At 67.1% G+C, this 20,242-nt stretch carries 14 protein-coding genes; 4 read left to right on the top strand and 10 right to left on the bottom strand.

The window, feature by feature from the left end; translation table 11 throughout:
* Nucleotides 1–1,446 (top strand): sensor histidine kinase, encoded by a 1,446-nt coding sequence (locus AC1MGT_RS21770; protein WP_499502053.1) that lies wholly within the window; start codon nucleotides 1–3, stop codon nucleotides 1,444–1,446.
* A gap of 10 nt (nucleotides 1,447–1,456) precedes the next feature.
* Here AC1MGT_RS21770 and AC1MGT_RS21765 read toward each other — a convergent pair whose 3' ends face one another.
* The 9 genes from AC1MGT_RS21765 to AC1MGT_RS21725 all read right to left on the bottom strand — a co-directional run bounded on the left by AC1MGT_RS21765 (nucleotide 1,457) and on the right by AC1MGT_RS21725 (nucleotide 14,561).
* A complete protein-coding gene (locus tag AC1MGT_RS21765) occupies nucleotides 1,457–3,808 on the bottom strand; it encodes a DNA internalization-related competence protein ComEC/Rec2 (protein ID WP_499502052.1) in 2,352 nt (783 codons plus the stop codon).
* Between the two features lie 21 nt (nucleotides 3,809–3,829).
* Entirely contained in the window at nucleotides 3,830–3,955 is a 126-nt protein-coding gene (locus AC1MGT_RS21760) for a hypothetical protein (protein ID WP_499502051.1), read from the bottom strand.
* A 54-nt stretch (nucleotides 3,956–4,009) separates the two neighbouring features.
* Nucleotides 4,010–5,716, bottom strand: coding sequence for a T6SS immunity protein Tli4 family protein (locus tag AC1MGT_RS21755; RefSeq protein WP_499502050.1), 1,707 nt, complete (start codon nucleotides 5,714–5,716; stop codon nucleotides 4,010–4,012).
* Nucleotides 5,713–7,422: an esterase/lipase family protein gene (locus tag AC1MGT_RS21750; RefSeq protein ID WP_499502049.1), complete on the bottom strand. Its 1,710-nt coding sequence runs from the start codon at nucleotides 7,420–7,422 to the stop codon at nucleotides 5,713–5,715. The genes AC1MGT_RS21755 and AC1MGT_RS21750 overlap by 4 nt, the downstream gene beginning before the upstream one ends.
* The gene (locus AC1MGT_RS21745) at nucleotides 7,419–10,304 is read right to left on the bottom strand and encodes a type VI secretion system Vgr family protein (RefSeq protein ID WP_499502048.1); all 2,886 of its coding nucleotides are present in this window, start codon (nucleotides 10,302–10,304) and stop codon (nucleotides 7,419–7,421) included. The genes AC1MGT_RS21750 and AC1MGT_RS21745 overlap by 4 nt, the downstream gene beginning before the upstream one ends.
* 124 nt (nucleotides 10,305–10,428) lie before the next feature.
* Nucleotides 10,429–11,235, bottom strand: a complete 807-nt coding sequence (locus tag AC1MGT_RS21740; RefSeq protein ID WP_499502047.1) for a TatD family hydrolase — start codon at nucleotides 11,233–11,235, stop codon at nucleotides 10,429–10,431.
* Between the two features lie 4 nt (nucleotides 11,236–11,239).
* Nucleotides 11,240–11,947, bottom strand: a complete 708-nt coding sequence (gene lolD, locus AC1MGT_RS21735; protein WP_183553639.1) for a lipoprotein-releasing ABC transporter ATP-binding protein LolD — start codon at nucleotides 11,945–11,947, stop codon at nucleotides 11,240–11,242.
* 16 nt (nucleotides 11,948–11,963) lie between these two features.
* Nucleotides 11,964–13,229, bottom strand: a complete 1,266-nt coding sequence (locus AC1MGT_RS21730; protein ID WP_499502046.1) for a lipoprotein-releasing ABC transporter permease subunit — start codon at nucleotides 13,227–13,229, stop codon at nucleotides 11,964–11,966.
* Between the two features lie 48 nt (nucleotides 13,230–13,277).
* Nucleotides 13,278–14,561 (bottom strand): lipoprotein-releasing ABC transporter permease subunit, encoded by a 1,284-nt coding sequence (locus AC1MGT_RS21725; RefSeq protein ID WP_499502045.1) that lies wholly within the window; start codon nucleotides 14,559–14,561, stop codon nucleotides 13,278–13,280.
* Between the two features lie 206 nt (nucleotides 14,562–14,767).
* Here AC1MGT_RS21725 and AC1MGT_RS21720 point away from each other — a divergent pair, with 206 nt between their 5' ends.
* The 3 genes from AC1MGT_RS21720 to AC1MGT_RS21710 all read left to right on the top strand — a co-directional run bounded on the left by AC1MGT_RS21720 (nucleotide 14,768) and on the right by AC1MGT_RS21710 (nucleotide 18,934).
* Nucleotides 14,768–15,784, top strand: a complete 1,017-nt coding sequence (locus tag AC1MGT_RS21720; RefSeq protein WP_499502044.1) for a hypothetical protein — start codon at nucleotides 14,768–14,770, stop codon at nucleotides 15,782–15,784.
* Between the two features lie 43 nt (nucleotides 15,785–15,827).
* A complete protein-coding gene (recJ, locus tag AC1MGT_RS21715; RefSeq protein ID WP_499502043.1) occupies nucleotides 15,828–17,531 on the top strand; it encodes a single-stranded-DNA-specific exonuclease RecJ in 1,704 nt (567 codons plus the stop codon).
* 293 nt (nucleotides 17,532–17,824) lie between these two features.
* A complete protein-coding gene (locus AC1MGT_RS21710) occupies nucleotides 17,825–18,934 on the top strand; it encodes a metallophosphoesterase (RefSeq protein ID WP_499502042.1) in 1,110 nt (369 codons plus the stop codon).
* 28 nt (nucleotides 18,935–18,962) lie between these two features.
* On the opposite strand, the gene AC1MGT_RS21705 is transcribed toward AC1MGT_RS21710, so the two are convergent.
* Entirely contained in the window at nucleotides 18,963–20,063 is a 1,101-nt protein-coding gene (locus AC1MGT_RS21705; RefSeq protein ID WP_499502041.1) for an MBL fold metallo-hydrolase, read from the bottom strand.
* Nucleotides 20,064–20,242 lie beyond the last annotated feature (179 nt).

Raw genomic sequence — 20,242 nt, 5'->3', positions numbered from 1 at the left:
ATGGGCCGGTTGTTCTGGAAGTTCTTCCTGTGCATCCTGCTGGCGCAGGTGGCCGCGACCATCGGCGTGGGCGGCGTATTCTGGCTACGCGACCAGGCGCGCCAGCGCGCGACGCCCGTGCTCGACAGCGGCCCGCCGGCAGCGATCGCGCTGGACGCCGCTGCCGCCACGTTGCGCCACGGCGGCTTGCCCGCCCTGCGCAGCCTGCTCCCCGACATGCGGCGCCCCCAATTGTTCGTGCTCGACGGGGCGCGCCACGAACTGCTGGGCCGCGCGGTGCCGGCTGAACTGATGCATGCAGTCGAACGTGAACTGCGCGACGGCGCCCAGGGTGGCGAGAACGCCGTGTGGCGTGGCGCGCGGCGCCTGGTCGGCCCGGGCGGCGAGCAGTACATCGCCTTCGTGTCGCGTGACTTCGGGCGCCAGATCGGCCGCGACGCCGGCGGTCAGGACGGGCTGCGCGACGGTATCGGCCCCGATACGCTGACGCCTGGCCTCGGGCCCGGTCCCGGCCCGCGGCGCCGTATCGGCCAGAGCGTTGTGATCGGCGCCACCCTGCTGGCCAGCCTGCTGTTCGCGGCGCTGCTGGCCTGGTATTTCTCGCGCCCGATCCGCGCCCTGCGCAGCGCCTTCGAAGCTGCCGCCGCCGGTGACCTGGCGCCGCGCTTCGGTCCCGGCGCCAAGGGCGGCGACGAACTGGTCGACCTGGGCCGCGACTTCGACCGCATGAGCGCACGCCTGCGCGCGCTGATGGATGGCCAGCGCCGACTGCTGCACGACGTCTCGCACGAACTGCGCTCGCCGTTGGCGCGGATGCAGGCGGCGCTGGGCTTGGCGCACCAGCAGCCGGACAAGATCGGCATCACGCTCGAACGCATCGAGCGCGAAAGCAACCGCATGGACAAGCTGATCGGCGAACTCTTGACGCTGTCGCGCCTGGAAGCCTCGCCCGACGTGCTGCGGCGCGAGCCGGTGGACCTGGTGGAGCTGGTCGACGGGCTTGTCGCCGATGCGCGCTTCGAGGCCGGCCAGGCCCAGGCCGCAGACAAGCGCGGCGCGGCGCTGCGCGTCGACTTCGATGCCGACGACAGCGTCAACGTCAGCGGCGACCCGGACCTGCTCTGGAGCGCGCTCGAGAACGTCGTGCGCAATGCCGCCAGACATGGCGCGCCGGGCGGCGTCGTGGCGGTGTCCGTGCGCGCCGTGGATGGCGTGGCAAAGGTTGAGGTATGCGACCGGGGGCCGGGCATCGCGCCCGAGGACTTGCCGGCGATTTTCCAGCCGTTCTTCCGCTCCGGCGCATCGCGCACCGGTGTCGACGGACACGGGCTTGGACTGGCCATTGCGCAGCGCGTGGTCCAGGCGCATGACGGCGAGATCGTCGTGACCAATCGCGAGGGCGGGGGCTTGCAGGTGACGATCACACTGCCTGCGACCGGACGATGAAATCTGCGGCTCAGCGCCCGTACCAATAGCGGGCGTGGGTCGCGCGGTAGGTCGTCACGTCGAGAGTGGCCCCGAATGCCAGCGAGACGGCGCCCCGCTCATCGGTGCGAATGCGCTCGATGCCCATGGCGCCATAGCGCGCGTAGACGAGCTTTTGCGGGTGGCGATACCGATTGCGATGACCTACCTGGAAGATACCGACTGTCGGCGCGACCGCTTGCAGGAACGCTGCACTCGACGAGCTGCCGCTGCCATGGTGCGGCGCCAGCAGCACGTCGGCGCGCAGACGGTCGGCGTCAAGGCCCAGCAGCGCGGCTTCCTGCGCCGCTTCGATATCGCCCGCCAGCAGGATCGCCTTGCCGCCCGCGCTGATGCGTAGCACGCAGCTACGCGCGTTGGCCTTCAGGCGCGGGTTTGCGTAGCTGGCGCTGTCGGGCGCGAGCATCTCGAAGCGCACCCCGTCCCAGTGCCAGGCCTGGCCGGCGCTGCAGCGGGCCGGGTGCGCAGCCTTGCCCAGCAGCCGGTGACCATCCGGCAGTGACGAGATCACCTGCCCTACCCGTACCGTCTGCAACACTGCCTCGGCGCCGCCGATGTGATCGAGGTCGCTGTGCGAAATCACCAGCGCATCGAGCCGGCCGACACCCCGGCCGCGCAGATACGGCAGGATGACGCGCGTGGCGCCGTTTGCGCCGGGAGCGTACAGCGGGCCGGTATCGTACAGCAGACGATGGTGCTGCGTTTCGACCAGCAGTGCCATGCCCTGGCCAACATCGAAAGCCGTGATGTCGAACCGCCCTGCCGCTGGCGCGGCCGGCATGTGGGTCAGCAGCGGCGTCCACGCGGCCAGGCCCGCCCAGCGCTGCGGCCAGCCGCGCGGCGCCAGCATCCACGCAGTGCCGGCCAGGGCCAGCACGAGGATCCATGGCGTCGGCGCGGGCGCAGTCCATACGGCCAGCGCGGGCGCGGACAACCACGTCAGGGGCCACACCAGGACGACGATCGCCAGGTGCGCGCTGCCCAGCACCAGATCGGCCAGCGGCGACGGCAGCACGCTGCCGGCCAGCGCCAGTGGCGTGACGAACAGGCTGATGACGGGAATGGCCACCGCGTTGGCAAGGGGGCTGACCAGCGACACCTGGCCAAACAGCAGCAGCGTAAGCGGCGCCAGGCCCAGCGTGACGGCCCACTGGGTGCGCGCCGCCACCAACAGGCCGGCGCGCCAGCCGCGCGTGGGCACGCCCAGGCGGCCACTGCACGCATACAGGATCGCCGCCACCGCCCCGAACGACAGCCAGAAGCCCGGCCACAGCATCGCCCAAGGATCGCGCAGTACGGCCACGCCCAGCGCGAGGCACAGCACGTGCGACATCGAGGTGATGCGCCCGCACCACAGCGCCAGCGCGACCACCGCCAGCATATAGAAGGTGCGCTGGGCCGGCACGCCGAAGCCGGCCAGCAGCACGTACAGCAGCGCCACCAGGGCGCCCGCCAGTGCGGCCGCCTTCTGGGCCGGCAGGTGCAATGGCAGGTTCGCACCGGTAGAGAACGATCGGCGCCACAGCCACGACATCGACCACGCGCCCAGGCCGGCCAGCATGGTGATGTGCAGGCCGGAGATCGAGACGAGATGGCTGATGCCGGTGCGGTTGAACACGTCCCACGACCCCTGGTCGATGCCGCGCTGGTCACCGATCACCAGCGCGACGATCACGCCCGCATATGGCTTGCGGTCCAGGACTGCCAGGATACGGCTTCGCAGCCAGCCCCGCGTCCGCTCCACCGCATAGCCGGCGCCCTGAGTCCACGCCGCTAGCCTTGCATTGCGCCCGCCGGCTGGGCGCACGTAGCCCGTCGCGCGCACGCCCTGTTCGAGCAACCACGCCTCGTAATCGAAGCCGTGCGGATTGGCGTTGCCGTGCGGGCGCTGCAGGCGTACGACAAGGCGCCAGCGCTCGCCCGGGTGCACGAACGCCGGATCGGCGGCGGTGGCGCCATACCAGGACAGGATGATTTTGGGCGGCACGGTCGCGCCGGGCGTGTCGACGTGCGCGACGTCGAACTGAAAGCGCACGCCGCCGTCGAAGCGGTGCGGCAGGCTCGCGACGACGCCGGTCACGGCGATCTCGCGGCCTTCGTCCGCAAGCGGCAATGCGTCGCCCAGCGCAGTGTGGGCAAGGAACGCTGCCCAGCAGGCGCCGAGCAGCAGGCCGGCAATCAACTTGCGGGGCAAGCCGCGCAGGATCACGCAAACGACGATGGCCGTGGCCACGCAGGCTGCGAGGCTGGTTAATTCCGGCAATGCGGGCCGGGTCTGAAGCCAGGCAGCGCCTGCAGCGAAGGCAAGGATGGCGCTGCGCATGGGTTGGCGAACCAACGTCGGTCAGGCGGCCGGGCGGCTGATGCCCGACTTGTGCCCGATCGGCATTGCAGCGATGAAGCACCTACCCGTCGCCACTACGGTCAGGCGGACCATCCAGTCTTTCTGGCGCGTCACCGGTCCGTCCATGACATCTCCTTCGTGTTCTCGCGTCAAGCGGCTGTTCGGATCGGATCGATGCACTCAAGGCTCGCTTGCAAGCCGCACCAGTGTCCAACTGCTGTGCCGGCGGACGCGTTGTCCGAACGACGCACGTGGCAGGCAGCTGCCCGCGGCAAACCAGCGCGTGCCATCGAGCGCATCGCGGTCGTCACAGCGCCACCATCCGCTGGCCGGACAGAATGCACTGCTTTGCGCGACGCTGCCGATCAGGGCGTCGCGATGTGGCATGAGGTCCGTTTCGGGCGTCACGCCGGACGTAACATCATGCTCCAGACCGGTCGCAGGATCGGGCCCAAGGTCATACGCATCGAGGGACGCGAGATCGGGCACGCGAGCGGGCTCGGCTAACCCGGTCACGGCAGGCGCTGGTGCGGCCTGAACTCGTAAGCGCGGACGGTGGCGCTTGTCCGCCAGGCGCCACCGGGTCGGGCTCCGGCTTTCATAGCTGGGCTGCAAACCCCTGACCCGCTGCCACACGGTTGGTTGCGGCAGCAGCAGCGCTTGCGGCATGCGCTTGCCTTCGTCGATGAACTGGCGTTGCCCGTTGTAGACGCGCACACGGGCGTTGACCTCGGTACATTGCCACCAGCCCGTGTGCGGACAACTGTCACCGGCAAGCGCAATGGTGCCGAGCGCAGTGGCCGGCGGCTCAACAGATGGCGGCGCCTGGGCTACGGTTGGCCGCAGCCGGAGACTCCCGGCGATCCGGTCCCACAAATCGATCAGCGCCTGCTCGGACAACGTCGACTGCACCGGCTTGCCGCCACCCGCCGGATTGGTGCCGGCGGCCAGTTCCAGTGTCATGAACGGCGTATGCACATCAAGCTGGCGCCCGGGCATTTCCCACTGAAACGAATAGCCGGTCGTGAAATTGGGCTCGCGCACCCGCATGACCAGTTCATCGCCGTCGAGGCCATTGATGGCGCGCGCCGCTTCGCGCAGATGCGAGAACGCGAGCTGCATGAACAGCGGACGGCGGTCGACCGTGATCGCATGCCGTTCGAGCAGGCGCGGGGCGGGCGTCACCCCTGCCATCGACGAGAGCACGATACTCACGTCAGGATGGCCCGGCAGGCCGGCGAACAGCACGACGCTTTCAGTGTCTGCGTCGTCATACGGGTCAAGCACGATGGCGTGGTCAAGACAGAATCCCGGCTCGCGCGGAATCTCGCCAGGCTGCATGGCGCGAAACCGCCGCAGCACGCGTGCCAGGCTGTCCCCGCTGCCCGGCGCCATGCCCTGCGCCTGCGCGTCAATGCTGACGTGGGGTAGTCTCAGCAGGCCATGCACGTCCACGTCCTCAATTGCCACAATGTGACCGTGTTCGATGGTCTGGGCCGGGCGCCGGTTGTGCACGAACACCTTGCCCTGCCCCGTCGCAGACAGCAAGTCCTTCGCCGACTCCAGCTTGCCGTACTCGTCTTTCCCGGTAAGCAGCGTATTTTCCAGTGCGTCAAGACGTTGCGTGAAGTCGTCGTCCGTTTCACGGTCGGTGCTGGCGACATCGTAACCACCGATGAAGCCACGTCGCAGACGCACCGTCGCCTCGGCGGGAAGGTCGATCAGGAAACGGCCCACGCAGACGGTCTTCATCGTGCCGGTCATCTTTGCCACCTTTTGCCTATCCTCGTCGGTCTGGAACGAGTTCGCGAGAAAGGACACCAGCGTCAGGGCTGACGCCATCGCTATACCGACCCAACGCACATGGCGGCTCTTCAGCCGCTTCATCGGACTTCCTGAACGATCTTGACGATGAGATGACGCGTCAGCAGCAGCATGTCTTCGTGCTGGAAACTGTCCTGATGCCGGAAACCCGTCGGCGCAAACGCGCCGCGCACGTGCGCTGCCGCCCCTGCGCCGGATTGCAGCGGTACCGTCTCATCGCCTTGTTCGTCCTGCGGCCACAAGACAAAGCGCAGCCGGACACCGTTCGCGGTTTCCACCTCGCGCATGCCGGCACTGCCTTTTTCACCATCGGCGACCAGCTTTGCCGCCCGCACGTTTGCGGTCGTGAGCACTGCTGGCGACGTTGAGGGCATGCGCGCCACCCAGCGAATCTTGCCGTACGCTTTCAGCGTTTTGTCCGCGCCATAGAAGGCGTAAGAATGGCGGTGATAGTACGGCGTGCTCTTGCCGCCCTTCCCTTCGACGCCCAGAACCTGGCGGTGAAAACGTTCCGCCTCGTTGATTGCGTCGAGAATTTTTTTGACCGGGCCGCCATGCAGCTTGGCGTAGCGCTGCGCCGGGTCCACCAACCCCGGGTCGATCATCCGGTGCCACGACGTCATGTCCCGATACATATCGTAAGGATTGCCAGCCGGCAGTGACACCATGTCGCGCATATCCTCGTGCGCGCTCACGCCGCGCAACGTTTTGATCACCAGCCACGGCGCCGGATAAAGATGATTCGGCAGCAGCTGCAGCAGGCCGGGCGCCACCGCCATCACCGGCATCGTCTTGGCGCTCGTGTCGCCGGCGATGTCGGCGAACCCGGATGCGGCAAAATTGGCCAGTGGCCCATTAGTGAAATTGCCTGCCTCGGTGCCGCAGGCCATACGGCGGTATGCCACCGGCGCGCCCAGCGCCGGCATCACGGCGTGCACGATGCCGGCGATGTCCGAGGCGCCGCCTGCGTCCTCGCTCAGGCGCGCACAGGCGCGCGCGACCAGCCCGCCCATCGAGTGGGTCACCAGGATCACGTGGCGGCATGCATGCTTGCGATCGGTCCAGAAGGCGCGTATCCCGTCGATCCGTGCGCGCAGGCGTTTTGCCGCCACGTCGCACGACGCCAGCCAGTTGTAGCCGAAGGCATAGACCGGATACTGGTAGCCGGCGTAGTGTTCGAGTTCAGCTTCGGTGACGTGCTCGATCTGCCGCACGCCCCAGCGTTCGGGGTCGCATTGCATGACCCGCTTCCAGTGCTGACGCACCAGGCGCGCGCCTTGGGGCGAGAGCTGGAACGTCTTGTCCAGGTTGCGTTGCAGGTCGACCAGCAGCGCGCCGTACGAGTCGGCGTGGATTTCTCCCCAGCCCCGTTCGCGCATGACGTCAGGCTCCAGGCCGCAGAGCGGGAAGTCGAGTTCGCCGTCAGGGTCCACCTCGAGGATGGCGGGATCGAGGATGCGCTGGCGCAGTGCAGGCGCGCGTGTTTCCCACACGTCGGCCTCGCGGTATTTGCCAGCGAGATGATTCGGTGGCCGCCATGCGGGCTCGCCCGGGCGCAGCGCGTCGTCGTCACGCTTGTTCAAATTGGCGCGCGCCCGCAGGTTCGAGCCCATGCTGCCAGGAACGAAAATGACGGGGATGACCTTACGCGACCCGATCGTGACGCGGGCGCGCACCTTGAATGCGACTGGCGTGGCGACCGTATGGGCCACCAGGCTGCCGTCGCGCTCGACGGTGGGCTGGTGGATCGGCCGGGTTGGCTCGCTCATGCTGTGTCCGTGCTGGCGGGCGTCGGATCGCTGGACTGGTCATCGGCCAGCAAGCGGATTTCAATATCGCCCATGGCGTAGCTGTGCAGGATGCTGGTGCGGCCTTCATCGTCGGTGATGCCTTCGATGCTGGTGCCGTCCTCGTGCTGTGCGATATAGCGCTGCCCCCTGGCCGGCAAATTCGTCTGACGGTCGATCACCACCACACGCTCATCGGTTTCGAGGGCGGTGGCCGGCAGCCGCAGGCCGGCTGGCATGCCGCCACCGCCCGTCAGGTAGTCGACGCTGGCGGCCTTGATGACGTGGTTGCCGCTGCTCTGGTGCGTGATCGCGCCGCCGTGCCAGTCGGTTTGCGTCCCCTGCGACACCACCTTGACCGACGGCGCTTCGAGCTCGATGCCGGCGGCGGCGATCAGGCGAATCCGGTTGGACGATTTGATCTCGATATCGCCCTTGTGGGTTTCGACGACGATGTCGCCGCGCGCCGCAATCAGCTTCATGCCGAGGTCATACGCGAACAGGCTGAGCGCGCGCGACGCCCGCAGGAACAAGCTGCGCCCGGCCGCCACTTCGGTGTCACCGGTCGAGACGACGTCGATCTTGGTCCGCGCGCCCAGCGCGATGGCGTCATCACTGGCCAGCACCACCCCGGCCGGCGCGCTCACCGCCACCATCGGCGCGCCGCCCTGCGCCAGGCCTGGGGCCACACTGGAACCGTCTTGCCAGCGGCGCAGGCGTTCGGTGAGCTCGGCCAGGCGCGGGCTGGCCGCATGCTCTTCGCCATGCGCGCCCGCCAGCCGGCCCAGTTCATCGAGCACACCGTGCATCACCTCGGCGATGCCGACCAGCGCGCCGCGCTCGAGCTGCGCGCCACCATCGGCGTCGCTACCCCCGGCACTGAGCAGGATGCCTTCGCCACCGCGCACGGCAACAGCCTTGCTGCTGCGAAGCTCGGCGCCCTCACCGCGTGCCCCGGCCGTGCCATTCGAGCGAGGATCGGACAGCCAGCCCAGATTGAGTTCGGCAGCCGCGTGGTCGCTGGCCAGCTGCACGCCGATCTGGCCTGGTGTATCGTCGAACAGCAACTGCCCGCCACGCGCGCCGCCAATTTCGCGACTGCGCATGCCGGCCAGGTAGCGATTGCCCGGCAAGCCACCTGCGCGGCTGAGCGCGGGCGGCTGCGAACGCTCGTTGTACAACTGCGACAGGATGACGGGCCGGTCAGGATCGCCGCCCATGAACGCCACCAGGACCTCGGTGCCCACACGCGGCATACCGAGCGTGCCCGATTGCTGCTGGCTGCCGGCGCCAGCGCCGGCCCAGTTGGACGCAACGCGTACCCAGGCTGAGTCGGCGGGCGTATCCGACGCCCCGGCGCCATGTGCATGCCGATGGTCGTCCGTGCGCATGCCGGGGAACCGGATCTTGACCCGGCCCAGTGCATCGCAATGGACTTCTTCGCCGGGCGGACCGGTCACGATGGCACTTTGCAGTTGCGGATGCGGCAGGTCGGTGCGTGGATCGAACCTTGGGGCCAGCGGGATGCCGCGCCGCACCGCGTCGAAGGTAACGCGTACCCGCATGGCGCAGGATGTCAGCGCAGATGCGGGCGCATGCGCCGGCGCAGCCCCAGGCGCAGACGCCAGCACCGACGCCGCAAACGCGCTGTCGGCGCCGGTGAGCGCCGTGCCCATCAGCCGCCGCACCCGTTGCGCGACGTCAGCCGGCAGGTTGTTCTCGGCCTCAACGTGCAGTGCGGTGATGACGAAGTCGCGTTCGGCGGCCGGGTGCGTGTCGATCTCGGGATGGCCGCTAAGGGTGAACCACTCGCCGGCGCGCAGGTCCCGCACGGTGCCCGCGCCATGAAAGCATTTGGTGTCGAGCTCGTGCCGGTTCATGCGCAGCTGCCCCAGGCGCCAGTGGTCTTCGACGTCATTGCCGGCATGGGGCATCTCGACCTGGTAGTCGTCCAGGCTGGCGGCAAGCCCATTGCCGCTGGGGCCCTGATCGGCCATGCCGCGCGCGGTGGCCGTCATGAAGCTGGTGCCCAGCGGATTGCGATAATCCCAGCTGTGCCGCGTCGTGCTGCCAGCCTGCAGGCGGCGCGCGGCGCACCACGAGACGATCGTGTCGCGCTCTTCGCTGGCGCCGCCCTGGTGATAGCGCACGGCGCCGGCGCTGTTGCGCGGCAGCGTGTTGGGATCGTTGAACAGCATCAGCGTGTGGGCGGGTGATGTGTCAGGCTCGCTGGCTCTCGCCCTGGTGCGCGCGTGGCCGGGGCGGAAGGTCCAGGCCACGCCACGCCGGCGCAGCAGGCGGCGCACGAAGGCGGCGTCGGACTCGTTGTATTGCATGGTCTGCTCGCGCGGCGGAAACTGGCGCGGGTCGAACAGCGGATCGAGTTCGTAATCGAAGGCGCTGGCCAGCACGCTGTTCGACAGGCGCCATTCGTCGAACAGCACCTGCACGATCTCGAGTTCGTTCTGGTAGCGAAATACACGGCTGTTGATGCGCTTTTCCATGATCGCCAGCGCGTCGCGGATCACCAGCTGGTACACGCCCAGGCCGCCGTCGAAATCGCCGGCGCGGGCTTCGGCCACGATGCCGCACACGCCGCGCAATCCGCCACGATCGGTGACGAGCGCGACTTCGGCCGGCAGCGCGATCAGTTCCTTGAGCGGCAGGCGCGGTGTGGACGCAACGCAGGTGACGGTGTACTCGACGCCGCCGCAAATGGCTTCGCTGCCCGTAACACGCTGCGGCAACAGGATGGTGGCAAGCCGATGATCAGCGTGACCGAGACGCAGCCGGATGGGTCGGTGCGCCCCCGATAGCGAACGGTCGTTCTGCAGCATGCGCAGGAATTCGCTGGCGTTGTCCACGTGAATCTCCTGTCCATCCAATGCGTTTCTCGGGGAAGCACATCTTGGCACGCCGTACTGATGGCGTTTTGTCAGGTGTCACAGATGCCAGGCGCCGTTTCGGGAACTTCGCCGGGCCGCCTGGCTAGACGGCAGCGCACAAGCCGGCCAGGCGCGGGATGGCGGCCAGCGAGGCGCGATGGGCAGCGATGCGCACGACATCCGTGTCCACGCCGCGCAATTCTGCCAGCGCCGCGCCGATGCCCGGCAAATTCTCGGGGCTGTTGCGGCCCGGATGAATCCAGCTAGGGGCGATGTCGGGTGAGTCAGTTTCCAGCACGATCCAGTCGAGCGGCAACTCAGTGGCCAGGCGCCGGATCTGCAACGCGCGGGTAAAGGTCAGGTTGCCGCCAAAGCCCAGGTGCAGGCCGAGGTCGATGAAATTCTGCGCCTGCTGAAAGCTGCCATTGAACGCATGCGCGATGCCGCTTGGCGGGCGAATCTGGCGCAGGTGCTTGAGCACCTGGTCCTGCGAGCGGCGCACGTGCGTCATGACCGGCAAGCCAAAGTCGCGCGCGATGCGCAGCTGTTCGCGGAAAAACCGCGCCTGCTTCTCGCGCATCTCGGGTGTGGTGAGTTCGGGGATGAAGAAATCCAGCCCGATTTCACCGATGCCCACGAAGCGCGGATCGCCCATCGCCGCCTCGACGCGCGTGCGCAGGTAGGCCAGGTCGTCATCGTGTGCCTGCGGCACGCACATCGGGTGGATGCCCAGCGCGTAGCAGGCGTTCGGGCTGCCCGCCGCCAGTGCCGCGACCGTATCGAAATTGCCCCGCTCTACCGCCATGATGACGATCATCGAGACGCCGGCCGCTTCGGCCCTGCGCGCCACGCCGGCGCCATCGCCACCGTATTCGCGGGCGTCGAGGTGAACGTGCGTATCGATCCACATGGCGTCAGCCTTCCGCTGCCTGCAACCCGTGCTCGGTCATGCGCAGCACGCGGTCGCAGCGGCGCGCCAGTTCCATGTCGTGCGTAACGATCACGAAGGCGGTGCCGAGGGTGCGCGAGAGTTCGAGCATCAGGTCGAAGATGATCTGCGCGGTCGTGTGATCGAGGTTGCCGGTCGGTTCATCGGCCAGCACGCAGGCCGGTTGCGTAACCAGCGCGCGCGCCAGCGCGACCCGCTGGCGCTCGCCGCCGGACAACTCGCCCGGGCGGTGCATGACGCGTTTGCCCAGGCCCACCCGTTCCAGGATGGCCTGCGCCAGCGTCAGCGCCTCGGCGCGCGGCATGCGCCGGATCAGCAGCGGCATCATGACGTTGTCGAGCGCCGTGAATTCGGGCAGCAGGTGGTGGAACTGGTACACGAAGCCGAGCGCCGTGTTGCGCAGTTCGCCGCGCCGGGATTCGGACAGGCTCGCAAAATCTTCGCCGCGCAGGCTGACCGTGCCGCTGCTGGGCGTATCCAGGCCGCCGAGAAGGTGCAGCAGCGTCGACTTGCCCGAGCCGGACGCACCGACAATCGCCACGCGCTCGCCGCGGTACACGGCAAAGTCGATGCCGTCGATGACACGCACGATGGCATCGCCCTGGTTGAAGGTCTTGCCCAGGCCACGGCAGGCCAGCACGGGTACGTCGTTCGTTTTGTTCACGTCGTTCATCGCATTGTTCTTCACATTATTCATAGCGCAGCGCCTCTGCCGGTTTCACGCGCGAGGCGGCCCAGCTTGGGTAGATCGTGGCCGCAAAGGCCAGCACCACCGACACGATGCCGATAGTGACGACGTCCGGCGTGTACAGCTCGGACGGCACGGTACTGATCAAATAGATATCCTTGGACAAGAACTCCACGCCCAGCACGCGTTCGATGAACGGGACGATGACACCGATGTTCTTGCTCACGCCCACGCCCATGGCCACGCCCGCGAGCGTGCCGAGCACACCGACGACCGCGCCCTGCACCATGAAGATTTTCATGATCGAGCCGGGCGAGGCGCCCAGCGTGCGCAGGATCGCGATGTCGGCCTGCTTCTCGGTCACCGTCATCACGAGGCTCGACACCAGGTTGAAGGCGGCCACCGCGATGATCAGCGTCAGAATGATGAACATCATCTTTTTTTCGGTCTGCACCGCAGCGTACCAGTTGGCGTTGAGCTTGGGCCAGTCGCGCACGACCAGGTCGCCTTTCATGGAGAGCTTCAATGCCTCAGCCACCTGCGGCGCTTCGCGCATGTTCGCGATGCGCAGGCGCAGGCCCGATGGCGCCTGCTGGCGTTCGAGGCGCTGCGCATCCTCGATGTGCACGAACGACAGCGCCGCATCGAAGTCGAAGTGCCCGGCCTCGAAGATGCCGGCCACCGTGAAGCTGCGCGTGCGCGGCACCATGCCGGCCGGCGTGACCTGGCCCTGGGCCAGCACCATGGTGACCTTGTCGCCCATGCCCACGCCCAGCGCGCGCGCCAGCGCGTAACCGAGCACGATGTTGAAGCTGCCGGGCTTCAAGGCATCGAAGCTGCCGGCGCGGATCTGCTTCGCGACCGTCGACACATTGTCTTCGACGCCGGGCAGCACGCCGCGCACGATCGACGGACGCATGATCCCGTCGCGCACCAGCAGGCCCTGGGTCTCGACGAACGGCGCCGAGCCCAGTACGGCCGGATTCTGCGCCGCTTCCTTGGCCCTGGCCTGCCAGTCCGGCATGCTGCCCGATGCATCGAACACCTCGATGTGGGCCAGTACCGACAGCATGCGGTCGGTGACCTGCTTCTGGAAGCCGTTCATCACCGACAGCACGATGATCAGGGCTGCGACGCCGAGCGCGATGCCGGCCACGGAAATGAGCGAGATGAACGAAATGAAGCTGCTGCGACCGCTGCTCTTGCCGGCGCGCGTGTAGCGCAGGCCGACCTGCCACTCGTACGGCAGTTTGTGGATGATGCTCATGAATTTTCGTGCTTCAGATTGGAATCGGGGCAAACGACACGGGCGCGGTTACTCATAGCGCAGTGCCTCTGCCGGTTTCACGCGCGAGGCGGCCCAGCTTGGGTAGATCGTCGCCAGGAACGACAGCAGCACGGCCACGCCGCCGATCCAGCCGACGTCGGCCCACAGCAGTTCGGACGGCATCTCGCTGATCAGATACACCTCTTGCGACAGGAAGTGCACGCCCGAGATGCGCTCGATGGCCGGCACGATGACGTCGACATTGAGCGCCACCAGCACGCCCAGGCCCACGCCGAGCAGGCCGCCCAGCAGGCCCACGAGCGTGCCTTGCACCATGAAGATTTTCATGATCGCGCGCGGCGACGCGCCCAGCGTGCGCAGGATGGCAATGTCGGACTGCTTGTCCTTGACGGTCATGACGAGCGTCGAGACGAGGTTGAACGCGGCCACCGCCACGATCATTGTCAGAATAATGAACATCATGTTCTTCTGCGATTGCACGGCCGCGAACCAGACCGTGTTGACCTTGGTCCAGTCGCGCATGATCAATTCGCCCGGCATCGAGCGCTGCAGTTCATAGGCCACGCGTGGCGCCTGGTGCAGGTCTTGCAGCCGCAGGCGGATGCCGGCCGGCGCCGTGGCACCCGTCGCCACCTGGGCGTCGTCGATATTGATCAGGGCGAGCGTGGAATCGAACTCGAAGTGGCCGACCTCGAAAATGCCGGACACGGTCAGCGCGCGCGTGCGCGGCAGCGGGTTCTCGCCTGGCGTGCTGGCGCCGCCCAGGATACCGCTGCTGGCCACGAGAAGCGTGACGCGGTCGCCCACGTCGACGCCAAGTGACTTGGCCAGCGCGCGGCCAAGCACCACATTGAATGAGCCGGCGCGCAGCGATGCGAAATTACCGGCCTTCATCTGGCGCGTGATGTCCGATACCAGTGCTTCTTCGACCGGTGCCACGCCGCGCAGCAGCGCCGGCTTCATGACGCCGTCGACGAGCAGCATCGATTGCGCGTCGATGAACGGCGCGGCGGCCTTGACCTGCGGGTTGCGCAGCGCCTGCAGGCTGGTGGCGCGCCAGTCGGGCAGCGCGCCGCGGCTGTCGAAAATCTCGACGTGCGCCAGCATCGACAGCATGCGGTTGGTGACTTCCTTCTGGAAGCCGTTCATCACGGACAGCACGACGATCAGCGCGGCCACGCCGAGGGCGATACCGGCGACGGAGGCCATCGAAATGAAGGAGATAAAGCTGTTGCGGCCGCTGCGCTTGCCGGCGCGGGTGTAGCGCAGGCCGATCTGCCATTCGTAGGGGAGTTTGTGGGTGATGCTCATGCTGTCCGTGTCGACCGATCCGCTGTGTTCCGCTATATTTTTGTATTGGTGGCGCAGCGCCGGGCTGCATCAGCCCGGCAGTTTGCCAGACAAACCGGGATTGTGGCGCAATTATCAAAAACCCACTAGGGGATTCCAGTGGGCATGCGGCGGCATAATCGGGATGGTGATCCGCTGGCGGCGGCGATTTGCCCTAGAATAGCGGGATGGCTCATATTACGCTCGTCCTGCCGTTCGCCCTGCCGCTTCCCGAATTTGCTCCCGACCTGATCCGCGCGATGAACACGCCGGCGCTGGCACTGCTGCTCTCACGCACCTCGGGCGCCACGCGCACGCGGACGGCCGAGCATACCCACGCCCTGCCCCATGAAACCTGGCTGGCGCGCGCGCTCGGCCTGGGCGCCGCGGGCGGGGTTGACGTGGCCGTTGCCGCCATGCGCGGCTTCGGGCTGGATCCCGATGGCGGCAACTGGTACATCGTCAGTCCCGGCCACATCCAGATCGCGCGCACGCACCTGACGATGGCCGATACGCGCCAGGTACCGCTGGCCGATGACGACAGCCGTGCGCTGTTCGCCACGGCTGCCGAACTCTGCGAAAGCATTGGCCATGCGCTGCGCTACGGCGATGCGCAGACGTGGTTCCTGCGCGCCGACGACTGGACGGGTTTCGAGACCTCCACGCCCGACACGGTCGTGAACATGGACCTGACGGATTTCATGCCGAAGGGCCAGCCCGCGCTGGCCTACCGGCGCCTGCAGAACGAAGTGCAGATGGCGTGGCACGCGCATCCGATGAACGCCGCGCGCGAAACGCAGCGGCTGCCGATCGTGAACGCGTTCTGGATGTGGGGTGCGGGCCGGACGGCGCCTGCACCGACGCAGCCGCTGGCCAGTGTTGCGGTGCCGGGCTGGCTGGGCGCGCTCGGTGATCAACGGTTCGACACGCTCGACCGATTGGCCGATCTGCTGTCGACCGACCGCACGCTGGTCGTCGGCCCGCTGGCCGAAGCGGCGCAGGCATCCGACTGGGGCGTCTGGCTGCAGGTGATGGGGCAACTGGAAGATACGCTGTTCGCGCCGCTACTGGCTGCCGTGAAGGCGGGCCGCGTAAGCAAGCTGACGCTGGTGCTGAGCAGCCGCGAAGGGCTGCTCGAGACGACGACGAGCGCGCTGGCGCAGCGCAAATTCTGGCGCAGTCCGACGCTCGACGCACTGAAGTGAGAACACTGGTGAGCGCACTGAAACAACTCGACCGAGATAGACATTGATCCTGAAGACCCGACTCTCCACCCGCCCCTGCCCGTTCCGCACCTCCGAACTGCTGCGCCAGGACGGCGTGCACCCTGTACTGGCCCGTATCTACGCGTCGCGCGGCCTGCTCGACGCGCGTGAGCTTTCGAGCGAACTGGCAGCGCTGTCGCCGCCGTCCGGCCTGAAGCACATCGACGCCGCCGCCGCGTTTCTTGCCGACGCCATCGGCGCCGGCAAGCGTATGACGATCGTCGCCGACTACGATTGCGACGGCGCCACGGCCTGCGCCGTTGCCCTTCGTGGGCTGCGTGCGATGGGCGCGCAGGTCGACTACATCGTCCCGAACCGCTTCGAATACGGCTATGGCCTCACGCCCGAAATCGTGGCGCTCACGGCGCGCGAAAAGGCGCCCGACATCATCGTCACGGTCGACAACGGCATCGCCAGCGTCGACGGCGTGCTCGCGGCGAATGGGCTGGGCATCGACGTCGTCGTCACCGACCACCACTTGCCGGGTGACGTGCTGCCAGCGGCGCGCGTGATCGTCAACCCGAACCAGCCCGAGTGCGGCTTCCCGAGCAAGAACCTGGCTGGCGTGGGCGTGGTGTTCTACGTACTGCTGGCCCTGCGCGCGGAATTGCGCCGACGCGGCGTGTTCGATGCACAAACGCAGCCCAAGCTCGACAGCCTGCTCGACCTGGTCGCGCTGGGCACGGTGGCCGACGTCGTCAAGCTCGACGCCAATAACCGCATCCTCGTCGCGCAGGGCTTGAAGCGCATGCGTGCTGGCCGCATGCATGCCGGCGTGGCGGCGCTGTTCCGGGTGGCCGGGCGTGAAGCGCGCTGCGCCACGCCGTTCGACCTGGGCTTTGCCGTCGGCCCGCGCCTGAATGCTGCCGGCCGCCTGCAGGACATGGCGCTCGGCATCGAATGCCTGACCACCGACGACGAAGGCCGCGCCTGGGCCATCGCCCAGCAACTGAACGAAATCAACCTCAAGCGCCGCGAAATCGAAGCCGAGATGCAGGACACCGCGCTGCTGCACCTGGACACGTTCGAGCCGACCGGCGCCAGCACGATCACCGTGTTCGACGAAGGCTGGCACCAGGGCGTGATCGGGATCGTCGCCTCGCGCCTGAAAGAAAAATTCTACCGCCCGACGTTCACCTTCGCACCAGCGGGCGACGGCATGATCAAGGGCTCGGGCCGCTCGATTCCGGGCTTCCACTTGCGCGACGCGCTGGACCTGGTGTCCAAGCGCGTGCCGGGCCTGATCGACAAGTTCGGTGGCCACGCGATGGCCGCCGGCCTGTCGCTGCGGCACGACAATTTCGACACCTTCTGCCAGGCCTTCGAAGCCGTCGGCCAGGCCTGGCTGACGGATGCGCAGCTCGAACGCATCATCGAAACCGACGGGCCGCTCGAGGACGAGTTCTACTCGACCCAGTTCATCGAACTGATGGACGGCCAGGTCTGGGGCCAGGGCTTCGCGCCGCCGGTGTTCTGCGACGAATTCCGCGTCGTCAGTCAGCGCATTCTCAAAGAGCGCCACCTGAAGCTGCAGCTGGAAAAGAACGGCCGCCGCTACGACGCCATCTGGTTCGGCCACACCGACAGCCTGAGCGACCGCGCCCGCGTCGCCTTCCGCCTCGACGCCAACGAGTACAACGGCGTCACCAAAGTCCAGCTCCTGGTCGAGCACGCCGAATCCGCCTGACCGCTCCGGGCAAGTCCCCCGAGCAATTGCAAAACAATTCGACTCTGACCCCAATTGGAGGTCGCTCGAATTGAGGCAATTGCCCAATAATTCGACTCTGACCCTAATTGTCAGGCGGGCTCTGCGGCAAACGTAACAATTAGGGTCAGAGTCGAATTGTTTGATAACTGTTTGCGGGCGGGATACTTACAGGCGACATGATCCTGGCGTGTTCGCTATGATGAGCCGGTTTGCCGGATTGGCCATTCCCCCCTCATTCCCTGTGCGCTGGCTGGTTGCCGGCGGGAGCATGCATGTTTTCAATCATTATCAATTTCGTTGGCTCGCTGATGCATCTTTATGTGGCGCATCGCCTGTATGCGCTGGGGCCGGTTCGTGCGCGCGTGCCGGCGCGTGTCTGGTGGGTGGGCGCCGTAGCGCTGTGGGGGTTCTATCTGTGGGGCGTGCAGCTCGGGGATGCGGCGCTCGACTGGCGCTGGTGGCCGGGGCAGTTCTCGATGACGTGGCTGGGCGTGCTGTTCTGCATGACGCAGTATCTGCTGCTGGCCGACATCGTCACGGGCTTCGGTTTCTGGCTGCGGACCTGGGCGCCGCGTATTCTGGCCCTCGGCGCGATGGCGGGTGTGGCGGTCAGCGGTTTTGCGATCTTCCAGGCGATGCGCGCACCGGCCATCGTGGAACAGGAAGTCACACTGCCCGGCCTGCCCAAGGCGCTCGATGGCACCGTGCTGGTGGCGATCAGCGATACGCACCTCGGCGCCCAGCGCCGCGCAGAGTGGCTCGGCAAGCGGGTCGACCAGATCAATGCCCTCGATCCCGATGCCGTCGTGATGCTGGGCGACCAGGTCGAAGACGAACCGATCAACGACGCCCAGCTCGCACCTGTCCTCAAACGGCTGCGGCCCGCCATGGGCGTCTGGGCCATCACCGGCAACCATGAGTACTATGGCGACGCTGGCGGGACGATCCATGAATTCGCGGCCGGCGGCGTCAAGTGGCTGCGCGACCAGCATGTCGAGATCGCACCAGGCCTGCACCTGGCGGGCCTGGACGATATCGGGCGCGCCAGGCGCGGCGGGCGCAACGTGAATGCCGGCCTCGAACGCATGCTCCCCAAACGGCTGGACGGCGCCACGATCCTGCTGGCGCACATCCCCGATCCCGGCCTGATCGAGCGCGCCGCGCAAAAAGACATCGACCTGATGCTGTCCGGGCATACCCACGGCGGCCAGGTCTGGCCATTCACCTATCTGGCCCAGCGCGAGTTTCCCTACCTGGTGGGCTGGTACCGCATCGGCCACATGCAGCTGGTGGTCAGTCGCGGCGCCGGCGGCTGGGGGCCGCGCATGCGGCTCTGGCAACCTGGCGAAATCGTCAAGCTGACCCTGCGCGCCCAGCCCTGACCTGGGCGTACGACCGCCCCGCCCCCACTCACGGCGCGGTGGGTGGCTTGTACGTTTGCCCGTGCCGCATCACGAAGAACGCGTCGTCCGCCACGCCCTGCGCCGCACGCGCCAGCGCCAGGTCGCGCGGGGCCTGGTCAAGGCGCTCCTGCCCCATCGGGTACGTCCCCCAATGCATGCCCACGCTGTGCTTGACGCGCAGCTCGAGGTGGATGCGCACCGCCTCGTCGGGACTCACGTGCGAATTGCGGTACCACAGCGGCTGGTAAGCGCCGATACCGATGGCCGCCAGGTCGAAGCCACCGAAGCGCGCGGCGATGTCGCCGATGTCCTTCGAATAGCCCAGGTCACCCGAGAAGAAGAATGCAAACCCCGGACGCGTGACGGCAAAGCCGCCCCACAGCGTCGCATTGCGGTCCCACAGCGAGCGGGCCGACCAGTGATGCACCGGCAGCAGGTGCAGTTCCAGTCCCCGGTACACCGTCTTTTCCCACCAGTCGAGCTTGACGATGCGCGAGCGGTCGCCGCCCGTCACGTTCTTCGCGAGCCAGATATCGACGCCCAGTGGCGCCACCAGCAACGGCGGCCCGCCCGGCTGGCGGTACAGCGCGCGCAGCGACGCCTTCGACAAGTGGTCGTAATGCGAGTGACTGAGCAGGATGACGTCGATGCGCGGCAAGTCGGCTAGCGCCACGCCGGGCGCCTGATGGCGTTTGGGTCCCGCGAACGGCAGCGGCGAGGCACGCTCGTCGAACACGGGGTCGGTCAGGATGTTCACGCCAGTCCCGCTCTGGAACAAGAACGTCGCGTGGCCGATCCAGGTCAGCGCCGGTTCGCTGTGGTTGGCGTGAATGAAGGCCAGGTCGGGCGCCACCGGCGCGATCGGCGCAAGCGGCGCACGCACGGCGGCGTCCTCGGTCCAGTTGGCGATCCGTGCAGCCCAGCCCTCGAAGAAGCCGCGCGGCGGCCGTTGATACGCAGGGTTGGATGGATAATTGTTCGCAAAGCCTTCGATGCGATGATGGGTTTTGGCGGCGTCGTAATACGGATTGCGGTGCGCGCAGCCGCTCGCAAACAGCGCGCACGCAAGAACGGAAACAGTCAGCAACGGAGTCAGTGTGGTGCGCATGCGGCAATGCTAGAAGAGTCGAAAAAGCCAGTATAGGCGGTGTTACCAACGACGCGGGGGATGCGAATCGCCGCGTCGTTTCGGCGCGTAACGACGCGTCTTTTATCAGCGCCCAATGTTCTTTCTTGCAGCTTTACGGTAGGATAGCGCCTTTTCCCGGTCACGATCGTACGCTGGCG

This window comes from Telluria sp. BA11, from assembly GCF_056680305.1.
The sequence above is the reverse complement of the archived record's forward strand: the minus strand, read 5'-3'. Positions and strand labels throughout refer to the sequence as shown.

Coding starts and splice junctions, on each gene's coding strand:
- AC1MGT_RS21770 (WP_499502053.1), top strand. CDS start 1: ATGGGCCGGTTGTTCTGGAAGTTCTTCCTGTGCATCCTGCTGGCGCAG.
- AC1MGT_RS21765 (WP_499502052.1), bottom strand. CDS start 3,808: ATGCGCAGCGCCATCCTTGCCTTCGCTGCAGGCGCTGCCTGGCTTCAG.
- AC1MGT_RS21760 (WP_499502051.1), bottom strand. CDS start 3,955: ATGGACGGACCGGTGACGCGCCAGAAAGACTGGATGGTCCGCCTGACC.
- AC1MGT_RS21755 (WP_499502050.1), bottom strand. CDS start 5,716: ATGAAGCGGCTGAAGAGCCGCCATGTGCGTTGGGTCGGTATAGCGATG.
- AC1MGT_RS21750 (WP_499502049.1), bottom strand. CDS start 7,422: ATGAGCGAGCCAACCCGGCCGATCCACCAGCCCACCGTCGAGCGCGAC.
- AC1MGT_RS21740 (WP_499502047.1), bottom strand. CDS start 11,235: ATGTGGATCGATACGCACGTTCACCTCGACGCCCGCGAATACGGTGGC.
- lolD (WP_183553639.1), bottom strand. CDS start 11,947: ATGAACGACGTGAACAAAACGAACGACGTACCCGTGCTGGCCTGCCGT.
- AC1MGT_RS21730 (WP_499502046.1), bottom strand. CDS start 13,229: ATGAGCATCATCCACAAACTGCCGTACGAGTGGCAGGTCGGCCTGCGC.
- AC1MGT_RS21725 (WP_499502045.1), bottom strand. CDS start 14,561: ATGAGCATCACCCACAAACTCCCCTACGAATGGCAGATCGGCCTGCGC.
- AC1MGT_RS21720 (WP_499502044.1), top strand. CDS start 14,768: ATGGCTCATATTACGCTCGTCCTGCCGTTCGCCCTGCCGCTTCCCGAA.
- AC1MGT_RS21710 (WP_499502042.1), top strand. CDS start 17,825: ATGTTTTCAATCATTATCAATTTCGTTGGCTCGCTGATGCATCTTTAT.
- AC1MGT_RS21705 (WP_499502041.1), bottom strand. CDS start 20,063: ATGCGCACCACACTGACTCCGTTGCTGACTGTTTCCGTTCTTGCGTGC.